This is a genomic window from Rathayibacter sp. AY1B4, from assembly GCF_002932815.1.
GTDB lineage: Bacteria > Actinomycetota > Actinomycetes > Actinomycetales > Microbacteriaceae > Rathayibacter.
The window spans coordinates 48,088-72,199 of sequence record NZ_PSWN01000017.1 but is presented as its reverse complement, the minus strand read 5'-3'; the positions used below and the strand labels follow the sequence as shown (position 1 = coordinate 72,199).

Genomic DNA, 24,112 nt, shown 5'->3' with positions numbered 1-24,112 from the left:
CCCCGGCCGAGGACGATCCATCGAAACCAGCTGTTCCGACAGCGAGAACGTCCTGGGAGGACACTCCATGGCTGACAAGTCGCTCAACCGCACCGAGCTCGTCGCGAAGATCGCCGCCGACTCCGGCCAGAGCCAGGCCGCCGTCAACGGCGTCCTCGACTCGCTCTTCACCACCCTCGCCGACTCCGTGTCGAACGACGTGAAGGTCACCATCCCCGGCTGGATCGCCGTCGAGCGCACCTCCCGCGCCGCGCGCACCGGCCGCAACCCGCAGACCGGCGAGACCATCCAGATCGCCGCCGGCCACTCGGTGAAGGTCTCCGCGGGCACCAAGCTCAAGGCCGCCGCGAAGTAGTCGCGCCCTCCGACACGGCCCCGGCACTGCGCCGGGGCCGTCGTCGTCCGCGGACGCGGCCGCCGATCGTCCGCGGACGCGGCTGCCGATCAGCCGCGGAACGTAGGCTGGACCGGTGAATCGAACCGTCCGGATCGTCGGCCCTGCGCTCGTGCTCGTCGCCGCAGCGCTCGTCGCCCTCCTCGCGGCCCTGGCCTTCGGCGGGGGAGCCGCGGCTCCGCTGCTGAACGATCCCGGCCCCGTGGTCCGGTACGGCCTCCCGATCGCCAAGCTGGCCGTCAATCTCGGCGCCGCGGGGATGATCGGCTCGCTCGTGCTGACGCTGTTCGCGCTGAGCCCCCGCGCCGCCGCCGCCCGCGACGCCCGATCCTCGTCCCGCGCCTCGACCGCTCACGCCTCCTCGCGCGGCGGCCAGTCCTCGCGCGGCGGCCAGTCCTCCTCCCGCGCCGGATCGACGCGCACCGCGGTCGCCCCCGCGCGCCCCGCGCCCGGCGAGGCCGCGCCCGAGCCGCGCACCGAGTTCTCGATCGCCCTCGACGTCGCCGCCGCCAGCGCCGCCTTCTTCGCGGCGGCCAGCGCGGTGACCGGGTTCCTCACCTTCCTCAACGTCACGCAGACGCCACTGAGCCTCGATCGCGACTTCGGCACCAAGCTCAGCTACTTCATCGGCAGCATCGAGGTCGGCCAGGCCTGGCTCATCACGACCCTGCTCGCGGCCGTCGTCACCGTCCTCTGCTTCGCCGTCCGCAACCAGACCGCGCTCGTCTTCGTCACGGGCCTGGCCCTGCTCACGCTGCTGCCGATGGCGCAGCAGGGGCACGCGGCGGGAGCGAGCGGGCACGACGCCGCCGTCACGGCGCTGGGCCTGCACCTCGTCTTCGCGGCGATCTGGCTGGGCGGCCTCATCACCGTCATCGCCCTGCGGCCCCTGCTCGGCGGCTCCCGCCTGCTGCCCGTGATCGAGCGCTACTCCAGCCTCGCGCTCGTGAGCTTCGTCGTGGTCGCGGCGTCCGGCTACGTCAGCGCCGAGCTCCGGCTCGCCACTCTCGACAACCTGCTCACCGGCTACGGGATCCTCGTGCTGGTCAAGGTCGCGGCGCTGGTCGCGCTGGGCCTGTTCGGCGTGCTGCAGCGCCGCTACCTCATCGAGCGGATGCGGAAGGCCGGCGGCGTCGGCGGCCGCAGCTTCTGGTGGCTCGTCGGCGCCGAGATCGCCTTCATGGGGATCGCCTCCGGAGTCGCCGCGGCTCTCGCGCGCACCGCGACCCCGGTCGACCAGATCGCCGCGAGCCAGCTCACGGATCCGACCCCGGCTCAGCTGCTGACGGGCGAGCCCCTGCCGCCGCCCGCGAGCGCGATGAACTTCCTCACGCTCTGGAACATCGACCTGGTCTGGCTCCTGGTCTGCTCCTTCGCCATCGCGTTCTACGTCGCCGGAGTGGTGCGCCTGCACCGCCGCGGCGACCGCTGGCCCCTGCACCGCACGATCCTCTGGATCGCGGGCATGCTCCTCCTGGCCTACATCACGAACGGCGGGGTGAACGCGTACGAGAAGTACCTGTTCAGCGCCCACATGCTCTCGCACATGGTCCTCACCATGGCGGTGCCGCTGCTGCTCGTCCCGGCGGCACCGGTCACGCTCATCGCCCGCGCCGCCGCCCGCCGCACCGACGGCTCCCGCGGCGCCCGCGAGTGGGTGCTGCTCGCCGTGCACTCGCGCTTCGCCACCGCGATCTCGCACCCGATCGTCGCCGCCCTGCTGTTCGTCGGGTCGCTCTGGGGCTTCTACTACTCCCCGCTGTTCCGCTGGGCCACCACGGACCACATCGGCCACGAGTGGATGATCGTCCACTTCCTGATCACCGGGTACCTCTTCGTCAGCGTCCTGATCGGAGTGGACCCGAGCGTGCACCGCGTGCCCTACGCGATGCGACTCCTGCTGCTGCTGGGCACCATGGCGTTCCACGCCTTCTTCGGCCTCGCACTGATGACGGGGGAGGGGCTGCTCCTCGCCGACTGGTACGGAGCGATGGGCTGGGGCACGTCCGCTCTCGCCGATCAGCAGGCGGCCGGCGGCATCGCGTGGAGCATCGGCGAGATCCCCACCCTCGCGCTCGCGATCGTCGTCGCGATGATGTGGAGCCGCTCCGACGCCCGCGAGACCAAGCGCCGCGACCGCCAGGCCGACCGCACCGGAGAGGCCGAGCTCACGGCCTACAACGACCGCCTGGCCGCCCTCCAGAAGCGCGGCTGATCCGCGCCCGGGCCCCGGGGTCCCGGCGGCCCGCGGGTACAGTGGAGCGGTGACTCAGCCGACCCTCTCCGACGAGCAGCAGCGGGTCTTCGACCTCATCGAGAACACGCGCGAGCACCTGTTCGTCACGGGTCGCGCGGGCACGGGCAAGTCCACCCTGCTCAACCACCTGAGCTGGAACACCGACAAGCAGATCGTCATCTGCGCCCCCACCGGCGTCGCGGCGCTGAACGTCGGCGGCCAGACCATCCACTCGCTCTTCCGACTGCCGATCGGCGTCATCGCCGACTCCGACCTCGACCAGCCGCCCGAGCTGCGCAAGCTCCTCAACACCATCGACACGCTCGTCATCGACGAGATCTCCATGGTCAACGCCGACCTGCTCGACGGGATCGACCGCAGCCTCCGGCAGGCGCGGCAGCGGCGCTCCGAGCCGTTCGGGGGCGTGCAGGTCGTCCTCTTCGGCGACCCGTTCCAGCTCGCACCCGTTCCCGGCGATCCGGAGGAGCGCGCCTACTTCGCCGACCGCTACCGCTCGCTGTGGTTCTTCGACGCCCTCGTCTGGCAGGAGGCGCCGCTGCGGATCGTCGAGCTCGGCCGGATCCACCGGCAGAGCGATGAGCGCTTCAAGTGGATGCTCAACGCGGTCCGCTTCGGCATGGTGACGAAGGAGATCGCCGACGTGCTGAACGCGGCGGGCGCGCGGACGCCTCCGGCCGACGACGCGATCACGCTCGCGACCCGCAACGACACGGTCAACCGCATCAACCAGGCGGCGCTCGCGCGGCTGAAGGGCCCGCTGAAGACCGCGTCGGCCGAGATCAGCGGCGACTTCGGCGGGCGCGCCTATCCGGCGGACCAGAACCTCGAGCTCAAGATCGGCGCGCACGTGATGTTCCTGCGCAACGACTCCGAGCAGCGCTGGGTGAACGGCACGATCGGCCGGGTGACGAAGGTCGCGGGGACGGTGTGGGTCGAGGTGGACGGCGAGGTCCACGAGGTCGAGCCCGCGACCTGGGAGCGCTACCGCTACTCCTACTCCGCCGCGACGAAGAAGCTCACCCGCGAGATCGTCGCCGAGTTCGCGCAGTTCCCGCTCCGGCTGGCGTGGGCGGTCACGATCCACAAGTCGCAGGGCAAGACCTACGACTCCGCCGTGGTCGACCTCGGGCAGCGCGCCTTCGCCCCCGGGCAGACCTACGTGGCGCTCAGCCGCATCACGAGCCTCGAGGGGCTCTACCTGACGCGGCCGCTCCGGCCGAGCGACATCATCGTCGACAAGGACGTGCTGCGCTTCATGTCCGAACGGCGAGCCGAGCCGGCCGCCGTCGCGGAGGCGTCCGCGGACTGACGCCCCGCGGAGGACGTGGGAGCAGGGGCCTCAGGCCGCCGCGCAGGTCCGGGCGAGATCGCGGAACAGCTCCGTCGTCAGCCGGTACGCCTCCGCGACCTCCGCGATGACCCGCTCGCGCTCCTCCTCGTCCCAGCCCGCGGCGTCGAGCTGCTCGCGGTAGGTGGCGCGGAAGGCCGACGGTGCGGCGATCTCGCCGAAGAGGAAGAAGCCGACGCCGTTGGTCTCGAAGCCGAACCGCCGCTGCAGCAGCCCGCGGACGATCGCGCAGCCGGAGAGGTCGCCGAGGTAGCGCGTGTAGTGGTGGGCGACGAAGCCGCCGCTCCAGCCCGAGGCCACGGTGCGGATCCGGTCGACGTAGGCGCTGGTCGAGGGCAGCGGGCGGATGCGCTCGCGCCAGTCCTCGCCGACGAGGAAGCGCAGGTCCTCCGCGATCGCGGGGAGCCGGGTGAGCTTGGCCGAGAGGAAGGGCTCCGCGACCGGATCGCCGGCCATGTCCTCCGCCACGGCCTCGAGGGCCTCGTAGACGAAGTAGTGCTGCGAGATGAGCGCGATGTAGTCGTCGCGGCTGCCGGAGCCGGTCATCAGCGAGGTCATGAAGGCGGCGCCCTCGTCGTCCGCGCCGGACTGCCCGATGCGCAGGCGCAGGGCCTCGGAGAACGGGATGACGTTCGACACGGTGGCCTCCCTCGGCGACTGAGGTCTGCCTTACCTTAGCCGAGCGGGGCCGCCGGGACCAGAGGGCGTCAGTGCCCGTGTCCGCGGTCGACGACGGAGTGCATCATCCCGCCCATGTCGCCCGAGCCGCCCGAGGAGGCGGCCATGGCGGGGGTGGCGAGGGAGGAGACGGTGAGCGCGCCGGCCAGGAGTCCGACGAGAGCTCGCGACGGCGAGACGGCCTTCTCCTCGACGCGCGGAGAGCGGAGCGAGACGGCCACCACGGCGACCGCGATCAGCTGGAGGACCGCGGCGGCCAGCGCGGGGAGGGGCTCGGCGAGTGCGCCGAGGGCCAGACCGAGGGCGAACGCCGCCAGGGAGGCGACCGCGACGACCAGCGCGGAGCGCGGCACGACGATCCGGCCGCGTGCCAGGACGAGGACCGCCCAGAGGATCTCGACGGCACCGAGCACTCCGATCACCGGGGCCTGCACGCCCTCGCCGCCGGCGGCGAGCGAGAGGTGGACGAGCCCGGCGCCGAGTCCGGCGAAAGCGGCGTTGCAGCGGGCCACGGTGGTCATGGCGGCTCCTTCGCTGGATCGGGGAAGAAGAGGAGGCCCCGGATCGACACACCGCATCGTGTCGTCCGGGGCCGTTCAGTCCGTCCGCCGCGGAAAACGGCGGGCCCACGGCGGACGGAGTAGAGGGGGGCGGCGGGTGCCGCCCGGGTCAGGCGGTCGCGGCGGTGCGCGTCCTCGCCGTCTTCTCGGTGCCGAGTCCGACTCCCAGGAGCACCAGCGCGCTGGCCAGGTGCAGGAAGTGGTCGGCGGTGTTCAGCGCCAGCACGTTCAGGGCGGTGTCGACCAGGAAGAAGCCGACGATGCCGAGCAGCAGGTACACCGCTCCGACGGTCACGTTGACGGTCTTCGCCGCGGCGACGGTCGACAGGCCCGCGATCAGCAGCGCGCCTCCGATGAGCAGGTGGGCGATGTTGTGCAACGGGTTCACCTCGAAGATGCCGAGCAGGAGCCCGCCTTCGGTCGAGAGGAACTGCACGCCTCCGGTCACGACGAAGCCGAGGAGCCCGACGACGACGTAGACGGCTCCGAAGAGAGTCGCCAGCAGTCGATTGGGGGATCTGCGCATGGTCTCTTACCTCCTTCGAGCAGCGCCTCTGCGCTGTACTCCCTCTCTTCGTAACCCGGCGCCTGCCGGTTTGGGAACGGGGTGGACTCCGCCGGTCACGGTCAGGACACGAATCGCGATCGCGCGCTCAGCGGCCCTCTCCGGCCCGACGGAGCCCCCGTACAGTGGTGCCGTTCGCAGACGACGGGGGAGTCGCACGGCATGGGATCTCGCAGACGGACGCGGACGGGACTGCTCGTCGTCCCGGTCCTCGTGCTCGCACTGGCCGGCTGCACGCCCGCCGCCGCCTCGCGCGTGGCGGAGGCGCCCGCGCAGGCGGCGTCGGAGGAGCTCGCCTCCGCCCTGTCGGGGTTCCTCGACGAGACGGTCGGCGTCGCCGGCGCGACCGGAGCGGTCGCCGGGGTCTGGTCGCCGTGGGGCGGCAGCTGGGAGGGCGCGGTCGGCTGGGAGTCGGACGAGCGCACCACCGCCCTCACCACCGACGCGCACCTGCGGCTCGGCACCGGCGGCACCGAGGCGATGACCTGCGACGTGGTCCTCGCCCTCGCCGACTCCGGCCGGGTCGACCTCGACGCCGACGTCGGCGAGACGCTGCGCTCCCTGCCCGGCATCGACGGGCTCACCCTGCGCGAGCTCTGCGCGCACACCTCCGGCCTGGCCGACTTCCGCTCGGCGCTCTGGCCGACCGTGCTCCAGAACCCCCCGCGGCAGTGGCCGACGCTCGAGCTGCTCGCCGCGGCCCAGGTGCGCGGTGCCTCGGCCGAGCCCGGAGCGGCGTGGTCCGACTCCGCCACCGGTCCGCTGCTCGCCGGCATCGTCGCCGCGCAGGTGACCGGTCGGAGCATCGGGGAGCTCTACGACCAGTACGTGGTGCCGCGGTACGGGCTGCGCAGCACGGAGCTGCCCGGCGCCTCCGAGGTCGACCTGCCCGCTCCGTCCCCCCGCGGCTACGCGGTCGCGCTGGACCCGGCGACCGGGGAGAAGCGCTGCGACGTGCGGCTCGACGTCACCGCCGCGTCCCCGTCCGCGCTCGGCGCCGCGGGCGGAGCGCTGACCGATCTGGAGGACCTCCGGCGGCTGGCGACGGGTCTCGCGGCCGATCCCGCGGGCGACGCCATGTGGCAGGACCCGGTCGTCCAGGGCCAGGGCCGCGCCGACTACCTCCGCGCCGGGCTCGGCGGGCACGAGGCGGGACCCCTCCGCGGCTTCTCGGGTCTCGCGCCCGGCTTCGTCACCGCGGCCTACTCCGACCCGGTCTCGGGCCTGACCGTGGCCGTCTCGATCAACAGCTCGACGCCCGGCGGCGACTTCGCCGCGACGGTCGCCCGCGCCCTGGCCGCCATCGCGGTCGAGCAGGGAGCTGCCGCGGGAGCCGAGGGCCTGCCCCGGCTCCCGTGGACGGCCGACGGCGAGCGCGGCGCAGTGCAGGGGACCCCGACGCGCTGCTGATCCGGCGGCGCTCTACTCTGGTGCCATGCCGATCACTCCCGACACCAAGGACTGGACCTGGGTCCTCGAGCGCCCCTGCCTCGAGTGCGGTTTCGACGCCTCGCTCGTCGACGCCGACGAGGTCGCCGAGCTCATCCGCGAGAACGCCGCCGCCTGGCCCTACGTGCTCGACCGCGACGACGCGGCGGGCCGGCCCGACGACGAGACCTGGTCGCCGCTCGAGTACGCCGCGCACGTGCGCGACGTGCACCGCATTTACCGCACCCGCGTGCAGCTGATGCTCGCCGGCGACGACCCGCTCTACCCCAACTGGGACCAGGACGTCACCGCCGTGGAGGAGCGCTACGACCAGCAGGACCCCGCGACGGTCGGCCGCGAGCTGGTCGAGGCGGCCGAGCGCATCGCCGAGGTGTTCGACTCCGTCGCCGGCGCCCAGTGGCAGCGGCGAGGCCGCCGCAGCGACGGTGCGGCGTTCACGGTCGACACGATCGCCCGCTACTACCTGCACGACATCCAGCACCACCTGCACGACGTGCAGGGCTGAGCTCAGGTGTCGATGAGCTGCGGATTGAGGAACGAGAGCGTCCTCGCGTAGGCGAGCGCCGCAGAGGCGGGGTTGACCGCGTCGCGCAGGTTGCCGTTCGCGAAGTGCCGTTGCGTGTCCGGGTAGGTGTGCGCCGTGACCGGCGTCCCCGACTCCTTCAGCCGTCCGACGAACGACTCCGGGTCGTCGCCCGCGGGCCACTCGTCGCTCTGCGCGTAGTGCAGGAGGGTGGGGCACGGGACCAGCACGTGCTCCTCCGCACCGAGGGTGGCGTAGTACGCGACCACCGCGTCCACGAGCCCGGTGCCCGCGGCGAGCAGCCCGAGGCGGCCGCCGAAGCCGAAGCCGATGACGGCGCTGCGCGGTGCCCCGGCCGCGACTCCGGTGCCGACCGCCTCGGCGACGGCGGCGAGGGTGCGGTCCTGCGCGGCCATCGCGGCGAGGTCGCGCGCGTCCTCCGGGGCGAGCGTGGCCCAGCCGTCGTAGAGGTCGGGCACGAGCACGTGGTAGCCGTGCTTCGCCACGGCCTCGGCGAACGGCTCCAGCCACGGCAGGCGCCCGAAGACGTCGTGCAGCACGACCACCACGGGCCGGCCGGGGTGCCCGTACTCGAGGGCGACGCCCGGCGACGGGATCTGGACGAGCTCTGTCACCCCTCCACCCTGCCCTCTGCGTCCCGCGATCCCGCGCGCTGCCGCTGATCCGCCCGGCGTGTCGCGTCGGAACGCCGCTCGGGCGCCTCACCGCTCCGCGCGGCCGTGCGGCTCCAGCGGCAGGACGACCTGCTCGCGCAGGTGCTCGTAGACGACCGAGGTGCGCACGTCGGCGACCTCGCGGCGCTGCGTCAGCTCGTCGATGACGAAGGCGTAGAGGTCCTGGTTGTCGCGGACGGCGACGTGGATGATGAAGTCCTCCGAGCCGGAGGTGACGAACACGCCGACCGTCTCGTCGAGGCCGGCGACCCAGTCGCGGAAGGCCTCGATTATCTCGCGCGACGGCGGACGGATGCGGACCGCGATCAGCGCCTGCACGCCGCGCCCGAGGGCCGCGAAGTCGAGAGTGAGCGTCGCGCCGGTGATGACGCCGCGGCGCCGGAGGCTCCTCGTGCGATCGAGGGCGGTGGTGGGCGAGACGTGCACGGCGGCTGCGAGGTCCCGGTTCGTGATCCGTGCATCCGACTGCAGGACCTGCAGGATCCGGACGTCGAGTTCGTCGAGTGCCGCTCCTGGGCCGTTCTGCTGGTCGTTCATACGGAGATCCTGCCGCAGGGGACCCCTCCTGCCTACTGTTCGTGACGTCACTGCGCACGAACCGAGGAGCATCATGACCATCCCCGCCCCCGACGCCGTCGGCTTCCACCCCGACGAGATCGACACCGCCGCGCCCACCCGCTCGGCTCGCCTCAAGTGGGTGGTCGTCGTCGACGAGTCCCTCCCCGCCGGCCGCGCCGTGAACGCCGCGATCTGCGTGGGCGCCGCGACGGCCGCGCACGTCGCGGGGCTGCTCGGACCGAGCCCCGCCGACGCGTCCGGATCGCTGCATCCCGGTCTGCCGTGGGCCGGCTGCACGGTCCTCGCCGCCGACGCGGCCACCCTGCTCGCGATCCGCGCGAAGGCCGAGGCGCACGACGGGACGTTCGTCGCCGACATGCCCGCGTCGGCGCAGGCCACCCGGGTGTACGACGAGTACCGGGAGGCGGTGGCGGCGAGCGGCTCCGACGAGCTGCAGTACCTCGCGGTCAGCCTGGTGGGGCCGAGGAACCGGATCGACAGGATCGTCGGGCGGCTGTCGCTGCTGGGATGACGGACGCCGCGGGGCTGCCGGACGCCGCTGCGCTGACGGACGCCGCTGCAGCGCCGGAGGAGGAGCCGCTCGCGTCGGGCCAGAGGAGGAGCCGCTCGCGTCGGGCCGGAGGACCGGCCGCAGACGAGGCGAAGAGGAGAGCGAGTGACGGGAATCGAACCCGCGCCATCTGCTTGGGAAGCAGAAGTTCTACCATTGAACTACACTCGCGCGGCGCCGCTCGGGCGCACCAGGACATCGTAGCAAGGCCCGGAGCCGGCCCACGCCCCGGGGTCGCGCCACGCCCTAGGATCACAGCGTGCTCCTCTCCGACCGCGACATCTCGCTCGAACTCGCCTCCGGCCGCGTGGGGCTCGCCCCGCACGATCCGTCGATGCTGCAGCCGTCGTCCGTCGATGTGCGCCTCGACCGCTTCTTCCGGCTGTTCGACAACCACCGCTACCCGTACATCGATCCGGCCGAGGACCAGCCCGAGCTGACCCGCCTGGTCGAGACGCCGCAGGGCGAGCCGTTCATCCTCCACCCGGGAGAGTTCGTGCTCGGCTCGACCTACGAGGAGGTGTCGCTGCCGGACGACATCGCGGCGCGCCTCGAGGGCAAGAGCTCTCTCGGACGGCTCGGGCTGCTGACCCACTCGACCGCCGGGTTCATCGATCCGGGCTTCACCGGCCACGTCACCCTCGAGCTCAGCAACGTCGCGACGCTCCCCATCACGCTCTGGCCCGGGATGAAGATCGGCCAGATGTGCTTCTTCCGCCTCAGCTCGCCCGCCGAGAAGCCCTACGGCTCGGCGGAGTACAGCTCGCGGTACCAGGGCCAGCGCGGTCCGACCGCGTCGCGGTCGGCGCTCAACTTCCACCGCACGGACGTCTACACCGACTGACGCCGGCGCAGGGATCAGGGCGTAGGGGTCAGCCCAGCAGGCGGGGGAGCTGCAGCACGAGCCAGGGGGAGAACGCCCAGGGGGTCGAGCGGACGGCGGCGAGCGTCGCCTCGGCGTCGACCCACTCGTAGTCCATGACCTCGTCGAGGCGCGGATCGAGGGCGTCGCGGCTCGACAGCGTCGCCGTGTAGACGGGGCAGATCTCGTTCTCGACGACGCCGGACGCGTCGACCGCGCGGTAGCGGAAGTCCGGCAGGGCGACCTCCAGCGTGGCCAGCCGGGCGCCGAGCTCGCGCTCGGCCCGGCGGACGACGGCGTCCTCGATCCGCTCGCCCGGGGCGGGGTGCCCGCAGAAGGAGTTGGTCCAGACGCCCGGCCATGTGCGCTTCTCCAGCGCGCGGCGGGTCACCAGCAGCGCGCCGTCCGGGGAGAAGACGTGGCAGGAGAACGCGAGGTGCAGGGGAGTGGCCGTGTCGTGCACGGTCGCCTTGTCGGCGACCCCCACGGCGTTCCCGGCCTCGTCGAGGAGGACCACCTGCTCGATCCGGTCCGTCTGCACAGTGGCGGCTGGCGAAGTCATACCCGCAAGTCAAGCACGCCGCAACACATCAGCCGGCTTATCGTCCTGGTTCTCCCCTTTGTTAGCCTTCCCCCGTGGATACGCGCGACCCCGTGGTTCTGTCCCGGTTGAGGCAGGAGCACGTCGATGCCGTCCTGGACAGGTTCTTCTCGTTGGCGAGGTCCCGGGCGGTGCGTCTCGGACCCCGCTACCTGACCCTCTGGCAGACGCTGGAGGCCAACACCCGCGGCGGCAAGCGCTTCCGCCCGCTGATGGTGATCTCGGCGTACGAGGCTCACGGCGGCCAGGATCCGGAGGCCGCCGCCCACCTCGGCGCGGCGTTCGAGCTTCTGCACACCGCGCTGATCGTGCACGACGACGTGATCGACCGCGACTTCGTGCGCCGCGGCGGCCCGAACGTCTCGGGCAGCTACCGCGACGAGGCGACGACCGCGGGCCTCTCCATCCCGATCGCCGAGCACCGCGGCACCTCGGTGGCCGTGATCGCCGGGGACCTCGCCCTCACCGGCGCCCACCGCCTCGTCGAGGGCGTCGGCGCCTCCGACGGCGTGCGGGCCCGCCTGCTCACCCTGCTCGACGAGGCCGTCTTCGCCTCCGCCGCGGGCGAGCTGGCCGACGTGGACTTCTCCCTCATGCCGGGCATGCCCTCGGTCGACGAGGTGCTCGAGATGGAGCGCCTCAAGACGGCCGTCTACTCCTTCGAGGCGCCGCTGCAGGCCGGAGCGATCCTCGCCGGGGCCTCGGACGCCGCGGTGGACGCGCTCGGCGAGTTCGGCCGCTGGATCGGCATCGCCTACCAGATCGTCGACGACCTGCTCGGTGTCTTCGGCTCGGAGGGGCAGACCGGCAAGACCACGCTGGGCGACCTCCGCGAGGGCAAGCGCACCGTCCTCATCGCCCACGCGGCCGGCACCGACTGCTGGCCCGACATCGAGGCGCTGATCGGCGACGAGCACCTCGCGCCCGAGACCGCGGAGAAGGTGCGCGGCATCCTCGAGGAGTGCGGCGCCCGCAGCTACGCCGAGGGGCTCGCGAATCAGTTCGCAGACCGCGCCTGGGCGGCGCTGGAGACGCCCGCGGTGTCGGAGGCCTTCCGCAACGAGGTCCGCCCGCTCGTGGCCAGCGTGGTCGGGCGCACCCGATGAGCGCTGTCCGCCACGCGCGGATGCGCGCGACGATGCGCTCCGCCCGGCCGAGCCCCCGTACGGTGGCACGATGAGCCGCCAGAGCGAACTGTACGACCGCGTCGCGCACGAGTCGTCCGCGCAGGTGATCCGCCGCTACTCCACCTCCTTCGGGCTGGCCACGCGCCTGCTCGCCCCGGGCGTCCGCGAGCGGGTGGAGGACGTCTACGCCCTCGTGCGCGTCGCCGACGAGATCGTCGACGGCGTCGCCGAGGAGGCCCGTCTCGACCGGGCCGCGGTGGAGGAGTCCCTCGACGCCTTCGAGGCAGAGACCGAGCGCGCGCTCGCCTCCGGCTACAGCTCCAACCTCGTGATCCACGCCTTCGCGCGGACCGCGCGGGCGACCGGATTCGGCACCGAGCTCACCCGGCCGTTCTTCGCGTCGATGCGCGCCGACCTCCGCGAGACCGAGCACACCCCCGAGTCCTTCGAGGCCTACGTCTACGGCTCCGCCGAGGTCGTCGGGCTGATGTGCCTGCACGTGTTCCTCGCGGCGCCGGACGCGGGGCTCGTCTCCGAGACCGCCCGCGCGCGGCTCGTGGCCGGAGCGCGCCGCCTGGGCGCCGCGTTCCAGAAAGTCAACTTCCTCCGCGATCTCGCCGCCGACGTCGACGGCCTCGGCCGCAGCTACTTCCCCGGAGTCGACCCGCGGGCGTTCTCCGAGCGCGACAAGGCCTCGCTGCTCGCCGACCTCGACGACGACCTCGCCGAGGCCGCCGCCATCGTGCCCGAGCTCCCGCGCTCGAGTCGGCGCGCGGTCCTGCTGGCCCACTCCCTCTTCGCCGCCCTGGCCGACCGGATCCGCGCGACGCCCGCCGAGGAGCTCCTCCGCGCCCGCGTCAGCGTGCCCACGGCCGCCAAGGCGGCGCTCGCGGCGAAGGCGGCCGTGTCGACGCTCGGCCCGCGCCTGGGCCCAGGCCCCGTCCGCGCGACCCGCTCGAGGACCGGCCCGCACCGCGCCGTCGTCATCGGCGGCGGGATCGGCGGACTCGCCTCCGCCGCGCTGCTCGCGCGCGACGGCTACGACGTGACCCTCCTGGAGGCGCGCGAGGCCGTCGGCGGCCGCGCCGGCTCGTGGGAGCACGAGGGCTTCCGCTTCGACACCGGTCCCTCCTGGTACCTGATGCCCGAGGTGTTCGACCACTTCTTCCGCCTCATGGGCACCAGCGCCGAGGAGCGCCTCGACCTCGTCACGCTCGACCCCGGCTACCGGGTCTACAGCGAGGGCGTCGACGAGCCGATCGACGTGCTCGCCGACCTCGAGTCGAACCTCGCGCTCTTCGAGAGCATCGAGCCCGGAGCGGGCGAGCGGATGCGCGCGTACCTCGACTCCGCGCGCGACACCTACGAGATGGCCAAGCGCCGCTTCCTCTACACGAGCTTCTCCTCCTTCCTCCCGCTGCTGCGCCGCGACGTGCTCAGCCGGACCGGGAGGCTCGGCCGCCTGCTGCTCACTCCGCTCGACACGTTCGCGGCGACGGCGGTCACCGACAACCGGCTGCGCCAGATCCTCGGCTACCCGGCCGTCTTCCTCGGCTCCTCGCCGTTCGCCGCGCCGAGCATGTACCACCTGATGAGCCATCTCGACCTCGCCGACGGCGTGCTCTACCCGATGGGCGGATTCACGAAGCTGATCGAGGCGGTCGCCGACGTCGCCGAGGAGGCCGGCGTCACCGTCCGCACGTCCTCGCCCGCGACGCGGATCCTCACCGCGCGCTCGCCCCGCGGCGGACGCCGCGGCGCCGAGGTCGTCGGGGTCGAGTTCACGGGCCCCGACGGCACGGAGCGGATCCCCGCCGACCTGGTCGTCAACGCCTCCGACCTCTTCACCACCGAGCAGTCGCTCCTCCCCGAGGAGCTGCGGACCTACCCGCCCGCCTACTGGGAGAAGCGCGAGCCCGGCCCGAGCGCCGTCCTCGTCCTCCTGGGCGTGCGCGGGGAGCTGCCCGAGCTCGAGCACCACACGCTGCTCTTCACGAAGGACTGGCGCGACAACTTCGACAAGATCTTCGGCGAGTACCCGACCGTCCCCGATCCCGCGTCGATCTACGTCTGCCGCCCGAGCGCGACCGACGCGAGCACGGCTCCAGAGGGGCACGAGAACCTGTTCGTGCTCGTGCCGATCCCGGCCGACACCTCGATCGGCCACGGCGGAGTCGACGGCGCGGGCGACGCGCGCGTCGAGGCCATCGCCGACCAGGCCATCGCGCAGATCGCATCCTGGACCGGCGCGACCGACCTGGCCGAGCGGATCGTCGTCCGCCGCACCATCGGCCCGGCCGACTTCGAGAGCGACCTCGGCGCCTGGCGCGGCTCGATGCTCGGACCGGCCCACGTCCTCTCGCAGAGCGCCTTCTTCCGCGCCGGGAACGTCAGCAGGCACGTCGACGGACTGCTCTTCGCCGGCAGCTCCACGATCCCCGGCATCGGCCTGCCGATGTGCATCATCAGCGCCGAGGTCATGCTTAAGCGCGTGCGCGGCGACGTGTCGACCGAGCCGCTGCCCGTGCGGGAGGCGCCGTCCGCTCCGGTCGCGCCCGTCGCCGTGGGGGAGTAGGCGTGGGGATCCTCTACCTGCTCGCGCTCCTCGTCTCGATCACCGGGATGATCGTGCTCGACCGCCGCTTCCGGCTGTTCTTCTGGGCGGACGCGCGACGCGCGGCGATCGTGCTGCCCGTGGGAGTCGTGTTCTTCCTGGTCTGGGACCTCGTGGGGATCGGCCTGGGCGTCTTCTTCCGCGGCGAGACCTCCTACATGACCGGCCTGCAGATCGCGCCGGAGCTCCCGGTCGAGGAGGTCCTCTTCCTCACCCTGCTCTGCTACCTGACGATGGATGTGCACGGCTTCCTCTCGCAGCGGGTCGCCCGGCGGACGGAGGCGCGCGCGTGACCTACCTCCTCCTCAACGCCGTGTTCCTCGCGGTGGTGCTGGTGCTGCTGCTGCTCGCGCTGCGCCGACGCGTCCTGCGCCTGCCCGCCGTCCTCGGCACCCTCGCCGTGCTGCTGGTGATGACCGCCGTGTTCGACAACATCATGATCGGAGTGGGCCTGCTGGTCGCCTACGACGACGACCTGATCTCGGGCATCCGGATCGGTGTCGCTCCGATCGAGGACTTCGCCTACGCGATCGCCGCGGCCCTCGCCCTCCCGGCGCTCTGGGTGCTCCTGCCCTCGCGTCGTCGGAGCGAGCCGTGAACCGGCTGCGCGCGCTGTTCGTCTCGAGCCGCCCGCTGAGCTGGGTCAACACCGCCTACCCGTTCGCGGCGGCGTACCTGCTGACCACCCGCGAGATCGATCTCGCCTTCGTGCTCGGCACGATCTACTTCCTCATCCCCTACAACCTCGCGATGTACGGGATCAACGACGTCTTCGACTACGAGTCCGACCTGCGGAACCCCCGCAAGGGCGGCGTCGAGGGCGCCGTGCTCGACCGGAGCGAGCACCGCGCGACGCTGATCGCGGCGGTGGCCACGAACGTGCCGTTCCTGGTGGCGCTCGTGCTGCTCGGGTCACCGGTCTCGTGGCTGGTCCTCGCGATCAGCGTCTTCGCCGTGATCGCCTACAGTGCGCCGGGGCTCCGCTTCAAGGAGCGCCCGTTCGTCGACTCGCTGACCTCGGCGGCCCACTTCGTCAGCCCGGCCGTCTACGGGATCGCCCTCGCGGGCACCGTGGTCACCGGACCTCTCGTGGCGCTGCTCGTGGCGTTCTTCCTCTGGGGGATCGCGAGCCACGCCTTCGGCGCGGTGCAGGACATCCTGGCCGACCGCGCGGGCGGCATCGGCTCGATCGCGACCGTGATCGGAGCGAAGGCGACCACGCGCTTCGCCATCGCCGCCTACGTCGCGAGCGGCGTGCTCCTGCTCCTGCTGCCCTGGCCGGGGACCCTCGCGGCGATCCTCGCGGTGCCGTACGCGGTGAGCATCTGGCCGTACCGGTCGCTCGAGGACGCCGAGGCGGAGCGGGCGAATGCGGGCTGGAAGCGCTTCCTCGCGCTGAACTTCCTGACCGGCTTCCTCGTCACGCTCCTGCTGATCGTGTTCTGGATCGCCACGGTCTGATCCGCGGCCGGCGGCGCGCGGGGAGGGGCCTCGCCCGCGTCTCCCGCCGGACGGGCCTCGTCAGTCCCGGCGGGCGGGCGGAGCGAGCCGCGGCTCCGGCACGACGGGGGCGGTGGCCGGCGGGCGGCGCACCGGCAGGAGCAGCACCAGCCCCACGGCGAGGACGAGGACGAGCCCGAGGATGCCCCAGTACTGCACGTTCGCCTCGCCGCTGCCCGAGACGGCCGCGGCGATCGAGACGGCGGCTGCGAAGGCGGCGGGCGCGAGGAACGAGGCCGCCCGCCCGGTGGTCGCGTAGAGGCCGAAGATCTCGCCCTCGCGTCCCTCCGGGATGAGGCGGGCCAGGTAGCTGCGGCTCGCCGACTGCGCCGGGCCGACGAACAGGCACAGCAGCAGGCCGAAGATCCAGAACACCGTGCTCCCCCCGTCGTGCAGGACGAAGACGGCGGTGCCGCAGACGACCAGGCCGATGAGCGAGGCGACGATCACGGCCTTGGGGCCGATGCGGTCGTCGAGCGCGCCGACCGAGATGGTCGCCACTCCGGCCACGACGTTCGCGGCGATGGCGAACAGGATCACCTCGCCGGCGTCGAAGCCGAAGGTGCCCTGCGCCAGCACGCCGCCGAAGGTGAAGACCCCGGTGAGCCCGTCGCGGAACACCGCGCTGGCGATGAGGAAGGCCACGGTGCTGCGGCTCTCGCGCCAGAGGGCGGCGACCTGCGCGAAGAGCGCGCGGTAGGAGGCGATCACGCCGACGCGCTCCGCCCGGCTCGCGCGCGCCGGCGTCTCCGGCACCGCGACCAGCACAGGGAGGGCGAAGACGGCGAACCACACGCCGGCGACCAGGATCGAGACGCGCACGTCGAGGCCGTCGTCCCCCGTCACTCCGAAGAGCCCGACCTCGGGCGAGATGAAGCCGAAGTACACGATCAGCAGCAGGACGATCCCGCCGACGTAGCCCATGCCCCACCCGAAGCCGGAGACGCGGCCGATGGTCGCCCGGGTCGAGACCTGGAGGAGCATCGCGTTGTAGTTGACGCTCGCGAACTCGAAGAAGACCGTGCCGACCGCGAGCAGTCCGAGTCCCAGCCAGAGGAGGGCAGGGTCGGGTCGCACGAGGAACATCAGCAGGATGCAGAGGACGACGACGGAGGAGTGGATCCCCAGCCAGAGCCGGCGGCGCCCGCCGAGGTCGGCCCGGCGGCCGGTGATCGGCGCGATCACGGCGACGACCACGCCGGCGGCGGCGAGGGACCAGCCGAGCGCGGCCGAGACTCCGCTCGAGGTGCCGAAGAGCCCGTCGGTGGTCAGGTAGACGGTGAAGACGAAGGTGGTCACCACCGCGTTGAAGGCCGATCCGCCCCAGTCCCACAGGCCCCAGGCGAGGACGGGCCAGCGGCCGGTGCGCGTCGTCATGGGCCCACCGTAGGGGGAGGAGGTGAACGGCCGGAAGCGGCGGGACCCGCGAGTCTGAGAGTTGAGCCGATGCGACTCAACTTCTCGCCTCCGGACTTGACGCGAGACGACGGATGCGTAAACTTGAGCGTGCGGGGCTCAACTCCCGCAGAGGATTCCGCACCACCCGTCAACTGACCGGCAGCCGCCCGCGCGACGCCGATCGCGAAGGAGAACAACGCATATGTCCCGTGCCGTAGGCATCGACCTGGGAACCACCAACTCTGTCGTGGCCGTCCTCGAGGGAGGCGAGCCCACCGTCATCGCCAACGCCGAGGGCTTCCGCACCACGCCGTCCGTCGTGGCGTTCACCAAGGACGGGGAGGTGCTCGTCGGCGAGACCGCGAAGCGCCAGGCCGTCACCAACGTCGACCGCACCATCGCGTCGGTCAAGCGCCACATGGGCACCGACTGGACCTTCGGCGTCGAGGACAAGAAGTACACCCCGCAGGAGATCTCGGCCCGCATCCTGGGCAAGCTCAAGCGCGACGCGGAGCAGTACCTGGGCGACAAGGTGACCGACGCGGTCATCACCGTCCCGGCCTACTTCAACGACGCCGAGCGCCAGGCGACCAAGGACGCCGGCGAGATCGCCGGCCTCAACGTCCTGCGCATCATCAACGAGCCCACCGCGGCCGCGCTGGCCTACGGCCTCGACAAGGGCAAGGAGGACGAGCTCATCCTCGTCTTCGACCTCGGCGGCGGAACGTTCGACGTCTCCCTCCTCGAGGTGGGCAAGGACGACGACTTCTCGACCATCCAGGTCCGCGCGACGTCGGGCGACAACCGCCTCGGCGGCGACGACTGGGACCAGCGCGTCGTCGACCACCTGGTCAAGCGCTTCAAGGACTCGACCGGCGTCGACGTCTCGAAGGACAAGATCGCTCGCCAGCGCCTCAAGGAGGCCGCGGAGCAGGCGAAGAAGGAGCTCTCCTCGAGCACCTCGACCAGCATCCAGCTGCCCTACCTCTCGCTCACCGAGAACGGTCCGGCGAACCTCGACGAGACGCTCACCCGCGCCAAGTTCGAGGAGCTCACGAGCGACCTGATCGAGCGCACCCGCAAGCCCTTCACCGACGTCATCGCCGAGGCGGGCGTCAAGGTCGAGGACATCGCTCACGTGGTCCTCGTCGGCGGCTCGACCCGCATGCCGGCCGTCGCCGAGCTCGTCAAGAAGCTCACCGGGGGCAAGGAGCCCAACAAGGGCGTCAACCCGGACGAGGTCGTCGCCGTCGGCGCCGCGCTGCAGGCCGGCGTCCTCAAGGGCGAGCGCAAGGACGTCCTCCTGATCGACGTGACCCCGCTCTCGCTGGGCATCGAGACCAAGGGCGGGATCATGACGAAGCTCATCGAGCGCAACACCGCGATCCCGACCAAGAGGTCCGAGACCTTCACCACGGCCGACGACAACCAGCCGTCCGTTGCGATCCAGGTCTTCCAGGGCGAGCGCGAGTTCACCCGCGACAACAAGAACCTGGGCACGTTCGAGCTGACCGGCATCGCGCCGGCCCCGCGCGGCATCCCGCAGGTCGAGGTCACCTTCGACATCGACGCCAACGGCATCGTCCACGTGTCCGCGAAGGACAAGGGCACCGGCAAGGAGCAGTCGATGACGATCACGGGCGGCTCGTCGCTGCCCAAGGACGACATCGACCGCATGGTCCGCGAGGCCGAGGAGCACGCCGCCGAGGACAAGGCCCGCCGCGAGGCCGCCGAGATCCGCAACAACGCCGAGACCCTGGCGTACTCGATCGACAAGCTGATCAAGGACAACGAGGACAAGCTGCCCGAGGACGTCAAGTCCGAGGTGCAGGGAGACGTCGACGCGCTGAAGACCGCGCTCGCCGGCGACGACGACGCGGCCGTCAAGACCGCGTTCGACGCCCTCAACGCCTCGCAGACCAAGATCGGCCAGGCGATCTACTCCCAGGACCAGGCCGCGCAGAGCGCCCCCGCGGACGCTCCGGCCGACGGTGACAAGAAGGACGACGAGGACATCGTCGACGCCGAGGTCATCGACGAGGACGAGCCGAAGGACACGAAGTAGCCATGGCAGCCGAGAACGAGCCCCAGGACCTCCCCGAGGAGCAGCCGGCCACCGGCGGCGAGGCGGGAGCCGAGGCGGCGCAGGACGCCCAGGACCAGGAGGGCCTCATCGAGGCCGAGGGGCCCGACGTCGAGACCAGCCTCTCGGACGCCGACCTCTCGTTCCTCTCGGGACAGTCCAGCGCCGAGACGCTCGCGGCCGAGCACCTCGCCGATCTCCAGCGGGTGACCGCGGAGTACGCGAACTACCGCAAGCGCACCGAGGCCAACCGCCAGGTCGACAAGGAGCGGGCGATCGGCGACGCGGTGAAGGTCATCCTCCCCGTGCTCGACGACCTCGACCGCGCCGAGAAGCACGGCGACCTCGCCGAGGGCGGGCCCTTCACGGCCATCGCGCAGAAGCTGCGCGGCGGAGTGGAGAAGCTCGGCCTGGTGAAGACCGGCGCCGTTGGCGACCTGTTCGACCCGAACATCCACGAGGCGATCTTCCAGCAGCCCACCCCCGGCGCCGAGACCTCCACGGTCGCGGATGTCGTCGAGGCGGGCTACTACCTCGGAGGCTCGCTGCTGCGGGCCGCCAAGGTGGTCGTGGCAGTCCCCGCCGACTGACCCCGCCACCGGCACCACCACCGCGGAGGACCCCGCCCCGCTCGGCAGCACGCTGCCGGACCGGGGCGGGGTCCCTCGCCGCATTCGACACAGGAAGAGGCACATGGCCAGCCAGGATTGGTTCGACAAGGACTTCTACAAAGTCCTCGGCGTGTCCAAGGACGTCTCCGCCGCGGACCTGAAGAAGACCTACCGCAAGCTCGCCCGCCAGTTCCACCCCGACTCCAACCCGGGGGACGCGAAGGCCGAGGCGCGCTTCAAGGAGATCAGCGAGGCGTACACCGTGCTCTCGGACGCCGAGCAGCGCAAGGAGTACGACCAGATCCGCGCCATGGGCGGCGGAGCGCGCTTCACCGCGGGAGGCCAGCCCGGAGGGTTCGACGACGTCTTCGGCGGCATGTTCGGCCAGGGCGGGCGCACCTCCTACAGCACCCAGCAGGGCCCGCCGCCCGGCTTCGAGGACATCCTCGGCGGCATGTTCGGCGGCGGAGGCAGCCGCTTCGGCCAGCCCAGCGGCGGCTACCGCGGCTTCGGCGGCCCGCAGAAGGGCGCCGACGTCACCGCCAGCACCACCATCGACTTCCGCACCGCGACCCGGGGTGACACCGTCCAGCTGCAGACCGGCGACGGGCGCACCCTCTCGGTGCGCATCCCGGCCGGCGTGGCCGACGACCAGAAGATCCGCGTCCGCGGCAAGGGCCGCCCCAGCCCGGACGGCGGCGATCCCGGCGACCTGGTGCTCACCGTCTCGGTCCGCAAGCATCCGGTGTTCGAGCGCGACGGGCTGAACCTGCGCGTGACGGTCCCCGTGACCTTCGTCGAGGCCGTCTTCGGCGCGACGATCGAGGTGCCGACCCTCGGCGGCGAGCCCGTCAAGCTCCGGGTCGCCGCAGGCACCCCGAGCGGCCGCGTCCTGCGCGTCAAGGGCCGCGGCGTCACGACCCCCAAGGGCACGGGCGACCTGCTCGCCGTCCTGCAGGTCGCCGTCCCGAGCCACCTGTCCGCCGCCGCCCGTGAGGCCCTCGAGGCCTACGCCGCCGCCGAGCCGGACGAGGACCCGCGCGAGGACATCCTGGAGAAGGCCCGCTACTAGCACCGGATCGGCGCGACCGGTCGGAGGAGGAGACATGGACGAGAACACGCCCGTCTTCGCGATCGCCGTCGCCGCCGAGCTGGCGGGGATGCACCCGCAGACGCTCCGGCAGTACGACCGGCTCGGGCTCGTGAGCCCGACCCGCACCGCGGGCAAGTCGCGCCGCTACTCGATGCGCGACGTGGTGCAGCTGCGCGAGGTCGCCCGGCTCTCCTCCGAGGGCGTCTCTCTCGAGGGCATCGCGCGCATCCTGCAGCTCGAGAACCAGGTGCAGTCGCTCTCGCAGCGGGTGCGCGAGCTGGAGTCGGCCCTCGCCGACGAGCTCCTGAACCGGCCGGGCCGCCGCGTGTTCGCCGCCGGACTCGAGGGGGACGTGGTCACTCTGCGCCACGGCACGCGCGCGCAGCGCCGGACCGAGCTGGTCGTCTGGCGCCCCGCGCCACGATCAGGGGCCGCCGACGACGCCACACCCTGAACGAGGGGTAGCCTGACCGGGCGCCGCCCCGTCATCGCGGCGCCTGCCCCTCCGCTCGGGGCGGAGAGCAGGAGGACCGCCGTGGACCACGACAGCAGCACCCCGCGCGACGAGCGCGACGCCCGCCGGGAGCAGGCCGCCCAGGAGCAGGCCCCCCAGGAGCAGGCGTCGGACGCCTCGCGACAGGAGCAGGCCCCGGACGCCACGCGCGCGTCCCGCAGGACGCCCGTCGTCCCCGACAACGGGTTCTCCCGCGAGTCCTACGCGATCCACGCCGCCCGCAGCGACCTCCCCCTCTTCTCAGATGCGCTGAACGCCGGCCGCGACGACTCCGGCTGGCTGTCGTCGCTCTCGAGCACCCTCGCCGGTCCCACCGGGCCGGTCGGCTCCCCGGACTCGGCCGCCGAGACGGCGCAGGCCGCGCTCGACCGCCGCACCCGCCGTCGGAGCGACGAGTCCGACTCCTGAGCCGCGGCTCCGGCTAGTCGCGCAGGCGCGTCGCGGCCATCCGGGCGTCGACCAGGCGGCCGCCGCTGAGACGGGCGAGGATCACGGAGCCGAACGGCAGCGCGCGCACGAGGGGCAGGCCCTCGACCCGTTCCTCGTCCGTGTAGCCGAGGAGGACGTACATCCCGACCACGGCGATCGCGGCGATCGTCGCGACCCGCGCCGGGATCTGGTCCATCGTGCCGCCTCCGCCGTCGATCGGCTCGGCGAGCGTGACGCACATGAGGAAGATCGACGCGTAGACCGCCAGGTGCACGTGGGAGCGGCTCCACGGGCGCGCGAGCGCGGCGATCGGCAGGATCCAGAGGGCGTACCAGGGGTGGATGGCGGTCGACGCCGTCACGAACGCGAGCAGCGCACCGGACAGGCGGGCGAGCGGATCGATGGAGCGCCGCGACAGCATGAGGCGCGCAGCGATCAGGCCGGCGAGCCCGAGCGCGAGGATCTTGACCACGGCGATCGCCGCGGCGGGGTCGTGACCGGTGAACTCGACGGCGCGGGAGACCGAGACCGTGACGAACGACATCGGCGCGTACCAGTGCAGGATCGAGCCGGGCACGACCATCGCCGCCACCCAGCCGACCCCGACGCCCGCGAGCAGCCCGACGGCGACCACGAGGCCGAGCGCTCCGGCGCCCGTCCAGAGCCAGCCGCGGGTGCGCTCGCGCCACGTCGCGTCGTGGCGCAGCCACAGGAGCGCGAGCACGGGGAGCGCGATCACGGCGATCGGCTTGATCGCGATCGCTCCGGCCATCAGCACGACGGCGGCGATGCGCCGGTCGGTCTGGGCGTAGTAGAGCGACGCGAGGATGAGCGCCAGCATCACGGAGTCGTTGTGGCCGGCGACGACGAAGAGCACGAGGGTCAGCGGATTGGCGACGATCGTCCAGGCGGTGAGCGGGACCGAGAGGCCGCGCAGGCGCGCCAGGCGGAGCGCGTAGACGGCCATGACGGCCACGCCCGCGACCGACACGGCGCGGAGCATCGCGATCGAGAGCTCCGGTGCGCCGTAGCCCGCGAACTGCACGGCGGTGCGCTCGATCAGGAGGTAGAGGGGCCCGTAGGGCGTGGGGGTGTCGGCCCAGAGCGGGTCGACGCCGAGGTCGAACCAGCCCGGGAGCGTCGCGACGCCGTGGGTGTAGGGGTCGATGCCCTGGGTCATCAGGCGCCCCTGCGCCACGTAGGAGAACATGTCGTGGCTGAACAGCGGCACCGTCACGAGGAGCGGAGCGGTCCAGGCGAGGGCCGCCACCACGATGGTGCGGACGGAGCCGGGGCCCGCCGCGAGCGCGACCGTGCGCAGGCGGAGCCACGCGATCAGCAGCAGCATCCCGCCGCCCACGACGAGGGCGCCGCTGGACTCGGTGAGCCAGCCCGTGGCGCGGATCGAGGCGACGAGAGGCCAGTCGCGGATGGGCGAGCCGGCGGGCAGGTAGCCCACGCCGAGCGAGCCGAGGAGGATCGCGATCGAGCCCAGCAGGCCCGTCGCCAGCGGTGCGGCCTCCATGAAGCGGAGCCGCGGTCGGCGCTGCCGTCCCGTTGCCCGGGCCGTGTCCGGCCGCTCGATCGTCCCCCGTGAAGCCATCGGAGCCACGCTAAAGGATGGGACTCCGAAGTGCATGGACGGCCGGTGAACGGTTGATCAGTCGGCGCTCAGGTTGTAC

At 72.3% G+C, this 24,112-nt stretch carries 25 protein-coding genes and 1 tRNA gene; 17 read left to right on the top strand and 9 right to left on the bottom strand.

Going from position 1 to position 24,112, the window contains the following annotated elements:
* Positions 1-67 precede the first annotated feature (67 nt).
* The 3 genes from C5D66_RS12100 (at position 68) to C5D66_RS12090 (ending at position 3,960) form a co-directional block, all read left to right on the top strand.
* Positions 68-355, top strand: a complete 288-nt coding sequence (locus tag C5D66_RS12100) for an HU family DNA-binding protein (RefSeq protein WP_056037903.1) — start codon at positions 68-70, stop codon at positions 353-355.
* A gap of 115 nt (positions 356-470) precedes the next feature.
* Positions 471-2,609, top strand: coding sequence for a bifunctional copper resistance protein CopD/cytochrome c oxidase assembly protein (locus C5D66_RS12095; RefSeq protein WP_258061402.1), 2,139 nt, complete (start codon positions 471-473; stop codon positions 2,607-2,609).
* A 49-nt stretch (positions 2,610-2,658) separates the two neighbouring features.
* On the top strand, positions 2,659-3,960 hold the full coding sequence (locus C5D66_RS12090) for an ATP-dependent RecD-like DNA helicase (protein WP_104222908.1): 1,302 nt from the start codon (positions 2,659-2,661) through the stop codon (positions 3,958-3,960).
* Positions 3,961-3,990: 30 nt separating this feature from the next.
* Here the strand turns inward: C5D66_RS12090 and C5D66_RS12085 are convergent, their stop codons facing one another.
* The 3 genes from C5D66_RS12085 to C5D66_RS12075 form a co-directional block, all read right to left on the bottom strand.
* Entirely contained in the window at positions 3,991-4,638 is a 648-nt protein-coding gene (locus C5D66_RS12085; RefSeq protein WP_104226125.1) for a heme oxygenase (biliverdin-producing), read from the bottom strand.
* Between the two features lie 68 nt (positions 4,639-4,706).
* On the bottom strand, positions 4,707-5,198 hold the full coding sequence (locus tag C5D66_RS12080) for a hypothetical protein (protein WP_104255353.1): 492 nt from the start codon (positions 5,196-5,198) through the stop codon (positions 4,707-4,709).
* 148 nt (positions 5,199-5,346) lie between these two features.
* Positions 5,347-5,763, bottom strand: coding sequence for a DUF4383 domain-containing protein (locus C5D66_RS12075; RefSeq protein ID WP_104246935.1), 417 nt, complete (start codon positions 5,761-5,763; stop codon positions 5,347-5,349).
* 201 nt (positions 5,764-5,964) lie between these two features.
* Here C5D66_RS12075 and C5D66_RS12070 point away from each other — a divergent pair, with 201 nt between their 5' ends.
* Positions 5,965-7,212 (top strand): serine hydrolase, encoded by a 1,248-nt coding sequence (locus C5D66_RS12070; RefSeq protein ID WP_104255352.1) that lies wholly within the window; start codon positions 5,965-5,967, stop codon positions 7,210-7,212.
* A 25-nt stretch (positions 7,213-7,237) separates the two neighbouring features.
* Complete coding sequence (locus C5D66_RS12065; protein ID WP_104255351.1) at positions 7,238-7,756, top strand: DinB family protein; 519 nt, start codon at positions 7,238-7,240, stop codon at positions 7,754-7,756.
* Positions 7,757-7,758: 2 nt separating this feature from the next.
* On the opposite strand, the gene C5D66_RS12060 is transcribed toward C5D66_RS12065, so the two are convergent.
* On the bottom strand, positions 7,759-8,409 hold the full coding sequence (locus C5D66_RS12060; protein WP_104255350.1) for a dienelactone hydrolase family protein: 651 nt from the start codon (positions 8,407-8,409) through the stop codon (positions 7,759-7,761).
* 87 nt (positions 8,410-8,496) lie between these two features.
* Complete coding sequence (locus tag C5D66_RS12055) at positions 8,497-9,006, bottom strand: Lrp/AsnC family transcriptional regulator (RefSeq protein ID WP_104255349.1); 510 nt, start codon at positions 9,004-9,006, stop codon at positions 8,497-8,499.
* Between the two features lie 73 nt (positions 9,007-9,079).
* On the opposite strand from C5D66_RS12055, the gene C5D66_RS12050 reads away from it, so the two are divergent.
* A complete protein-coding gene (locus C5D66_RS12050; protein WP_104255348.1) occupies positions 9,080-9,559 on the top strand; it encodes a DUF2000 domain-containing protein in 480 nt (159 codons plus the stop codon).
* 139 nt (positions 9,560-9,698) lie between these two features.
* Here the strand turns inward: C5D66_RS12050 and C5D66_RS12045 are convergent.
* Positions 9,699-9,769, bottom strand: a tRNA-Gly gene (locus tag C5D66_RS12045).
* 88 nt (positions 9,770-9,857) lie between these two features.
* On the opposite strand from C5D66_RS12045, the gene dcd reads away from it, so the two are divergent.
* A complete protein-coding gene (dcd, locus tag C5D66_RS12040) occupies positions 9,858-10,442 on the top strand; it encodes a dCTP deaminase (RefSeq protein WP_104222898.1) in 585 nt (194 codons plus the stop codon).
* Positions 10,443-10,470: 28 nt separating this feature from the next.
* Here the strand turns inward: dcd and idi are convergent, their stop codons facing one another.
* Positions 10,471-11,022 (bottom strand): isopentenyl-diphosphate Delta-isomerase, encoded by a 552-nt coding sequence (gene idi, locus C5D66_RS12035; RefSeq protein ID WP_104222897.1) that lies wholly within the window; start codon positions 11,020-11,022, stop codon positions 10,471-10,473.
* A 170-nt stretch (positions 11,023-11,192) separates the two neighbouring features.
* Here idi and C5D66_RS12030 point away from each other — a divergent pair, with 170 nt between their 5' ends.
* The 5 genes from C5D66_RS12030 to C5D66_RS12015 all read left to right on the top strand — a co-directional run bounded on the left by C5D66_RS12030 (position 11,193) and on the right by C5D66_RS12015 (position 16,263).
* On the top strand, positions 11,193-12,167 hold the full coding sequence (locus C5D66_RS12030) for a polyprenyl synthetase family protein (RefSeq protein ID WP_244229492.1): 975 nt from the start codon (positions 11,193-11,195) through the stop codon (positions 12,165-12,167).
* Between the two features lie 70 nt (positions 12,168-12,237).
* Complete coding sequence (gene crtI, locus C5D66_RS12025; protein WP_104326921.1) at positions 12,238-14,763, top strand: phytoene desaturase family protein; 2,526 nt, start codon at positions 12,238-12,240, stop codon at positions 14,761-14,763.
* A gap of 2 nt (positions 14,764-14,765) precedes the next feature.
* Entirely contained in the window at positions 14,766-15,095 is a 330-nt protein-coding gene (locus C5D66_RS12020) for a lycopene cyclase domain-containing protein (RefSeq protein WP_104326920.1), read from the top strand.
* The gene (locus C5D66_RS17190; protein ID WP_104222893.1) at positions 15,092-15,400 is read left to right on the top strand and encodes a lycopene cyclase domain-containing protein; all 309 of its coding nucleotides are present in this window, start codon (positions 15,092-15,094) and stop codon (positions 15,398-15,400) included. Before C5D66_RS12020 ends, C5D66_RS17190 begins: the two co-directional genes overlap by 4 nt.
* Positions 15,397-16,263 (top strand): prenyltransferase, encoded by an 867-nt coding sequence (locus C5D66_RS12015; RefSeq protein WP_181067922.1) that lies wholly within the window; start codon positions 15,397-15,399, stop codon positions 16,261-16,263. Before C5D66_RS17190 ends, C5D66_RS12015 begins: the two co-directional genes overlap by 4 nt.
* Before the next feature lie 60 nt (positions 16,264-16,323).
* On the opposite strand, the gene C5D66_RS12010 is transcribed toward C5D66_RS12015, so the two are convergent.
* Positions 16,324-17,679 (bottom strand): MFS transporter, encoded by a 1,356-nt coding sequence (locus C5D66_RS12010; RefSeq protein WP_104326918.1) that lies wholly within the window; start codon positions 17,677-17,679, stop codon positions 16,324-16,326.
* A gap of 223 nt (positions 17,680-17,902) precedes the next feature.
* Here C5D66_RS12010 and dnaK point away from each other — a divergent pair, with 223 nt between their 5' ends.
* From dnaK to C5D66_RS11985, 5 genes are all read left to right on the top strand, one after another.
* Positions 17,903-19,765, top strand: coding sequence for a molecular chaperone DnaK (gene dnaK, locus C5D66_RS12005; RefSeq protein WP_104222890.1), 1,863 nt, complete (start codon positions 17,903-17,905; stop codon positions 19,763-19,765).
* A 2-nt stretch (positions 19,766-19,767) separates the two neighbouring features.
* On the top strand, positions 19,768-20,373 hold the full coding sequence (locus tag C5D66_RS12000; protein ID WP_104222889.1) for a nucleotide exchange factor GrpE: 606 nt from the start codon (positions 19,768-19,770) through the stop codon (positions 20,371-20,373).
* A gap of 103 nt (positions 20,374-20,476) precedes the next feature.
* Positions 20,477-21,466: a DnaJ C-terminal domain-containing protein gene (locus C5D66_RS11995; RefSeq protein WP_104222888.1), complete on the top strand. Its 990-nt coding sequence runs from the start codon at positions 20,477-20,479 to the stop codon at positions 21,464-21,466.
* A gap of 34 nt (positions 21,467-21,500) precedes the next feature.
* Positions 21,501-21,941 carry a heat shock protein transcriptional repressor HspR gene (locus C5D66_RS11990; RefSeq protein ID WP_104226135.1) on the top strand — a complete coding sequence of 147 codons (441 nt, stop codon included), beginning with the start codon at positions 21,501-21,503 and terminating at the stop codon, positions 21,939-21,941.
* An 81-nt stretch (positions 21,942-22,022) separates the two neighbouring features.
* Positions 22,023-22,409: a hypothetical protein gene (locus tag C5D66_RS11985; protein ID WP_104255343.1), complete on the top strand. Its 387-nt coding sequence runs from the start codon at positions 22,023-22,025 to the stop codon at positions 22,407-22,409.
* 13 nt (positions 22,410-22,422) lie between these two features.
* On the opposite strand, the gene mptB is transcribed toward C5D66_RS11985, so the two are convergent.
* Positions 22,423-24,033 carry a polyprenol phosphomannose-dependent alpha 1,6 mannosyltransferase MptB gene (mptB, locus tag C5D66_RS11980; protein WP_146078786.1) on the bottom strand — a complete coding sequence of 537 codons (1,611 nt, stop codon included), beginning with the start codon at positions 24,031-24,033 and terminating at the stop codon, positions 22,423-22,425.
* Positions 24,034-24,112: the final 79 nt, after the last annotated feature.

Excerpts from the sequence above, each read along its gene's own strand:
- C5D66_RS12100 (WP_056037903.1), top strand. The coding sequence starts at position 68 with ATGGCTGACAAGTCGCTCAACCGCACCGAGCTCGTCGCGAAGATCGCC.
- C5D66_RS12080 (WP_104255353.1), bottom strand. The coding sequence starts at position 5,198 with ATGACCACCGTGGCCCGCTGCAACGCCGCTTTCGCCGGACTCGGCGCC.
- C5D66_RS12075 (WP_104246935.1), bottom strand. The coding sequence starts at position 5,763 with ATGCGCAGATCCCCCAATCGACTGCTGGCGACTCTCTTCGGAGCCGTC.
- C5D66_RS12070 (WP_104255352.1), top strand. The coding sequence starts at position 5,965 with ATGGGATCTCGCAGACGGACGCGGACGGGACTGCTCGTCGTCCCGGTC.
- C5D66_RS12065 (WP_104255351.1), top strand. The coding sequence starts at position 7,238 with ATGCCGATCACTCCCGACACCAAGGACTGGACCTGGGTCCTCGAGCGC.
- C5D66_RS12055 (WP_104255349.1), bottom strand. The coding sequence starts at position 9,006 with ATGAACGACCAGCAGAACGGCCCAGGAGCGGCACTCGACGAACTCGAC.
- C5D66_RS12050 (WP_104255348.1), top strand. The coding sequence starts at position 9,080 with ATGACCATCCCCGCCCCCGACGCCGTCGGCTTCCACCCCGACGAGATC.
- idi (WP_104222897.1), bottom strand. The coding sequence starts at position 11,022 with ATGACTTCGCCAGCCGCCACTGTGCAGACGGACCGGATCGAGCAGGTG.
- crtI (WP_104326921.1), top strand. The coding sequence starts at position 12,238 with ATGAGCCGCCAGAGCGAACTGTACGACCGCGTCGCGCACGAGTCGTCC.
- C5D66_RS12010 (WP_104326918.1), bottom strand. The coding sequence starts at position 17,679 with ATGACGACGCGCACCGGCCGCTGGCCCGTCCTCGCCTGGGGCCTGTGG.
- dnaK (WP_104222890.1), top strand. The coding sequence starts at position 17,903 with ATGTCCCGTGCCGTAGGCATCGACCTGGGAACCACCAACTCTGTCGTG.
- C5D66_RS12000 (WP_104222889.1), top strand. The coding sequence starts at position 19,768 with ATGGCAGCCGAGAACGAGCCCCAGGACCTCCCCGAGGAGCAGCCGGCC.
- C5D66_RS11995 (WP_104222888.1), top strand. The coding sequence starts at position 20,477 with ATGGCCAGCCAGGATTGGTTCGACAAGGACTTCTACAAAGTCCTCGGC.
- C5D66_RS11990 (WP_104226135.1), top strand. The coding sequence starts at position 21,501 with ATGGACGAGAACACGCCCGTCTTCGCGATCGCCGTCGCCGCCGAGCTG.
- mptB (WP_146078786.1), bottom strand. The coding sequence starts at position 24,033 with ATGGCTTCACGGGGGACGATCGAGCGGCCGGACACGGCCCGGGCAACG.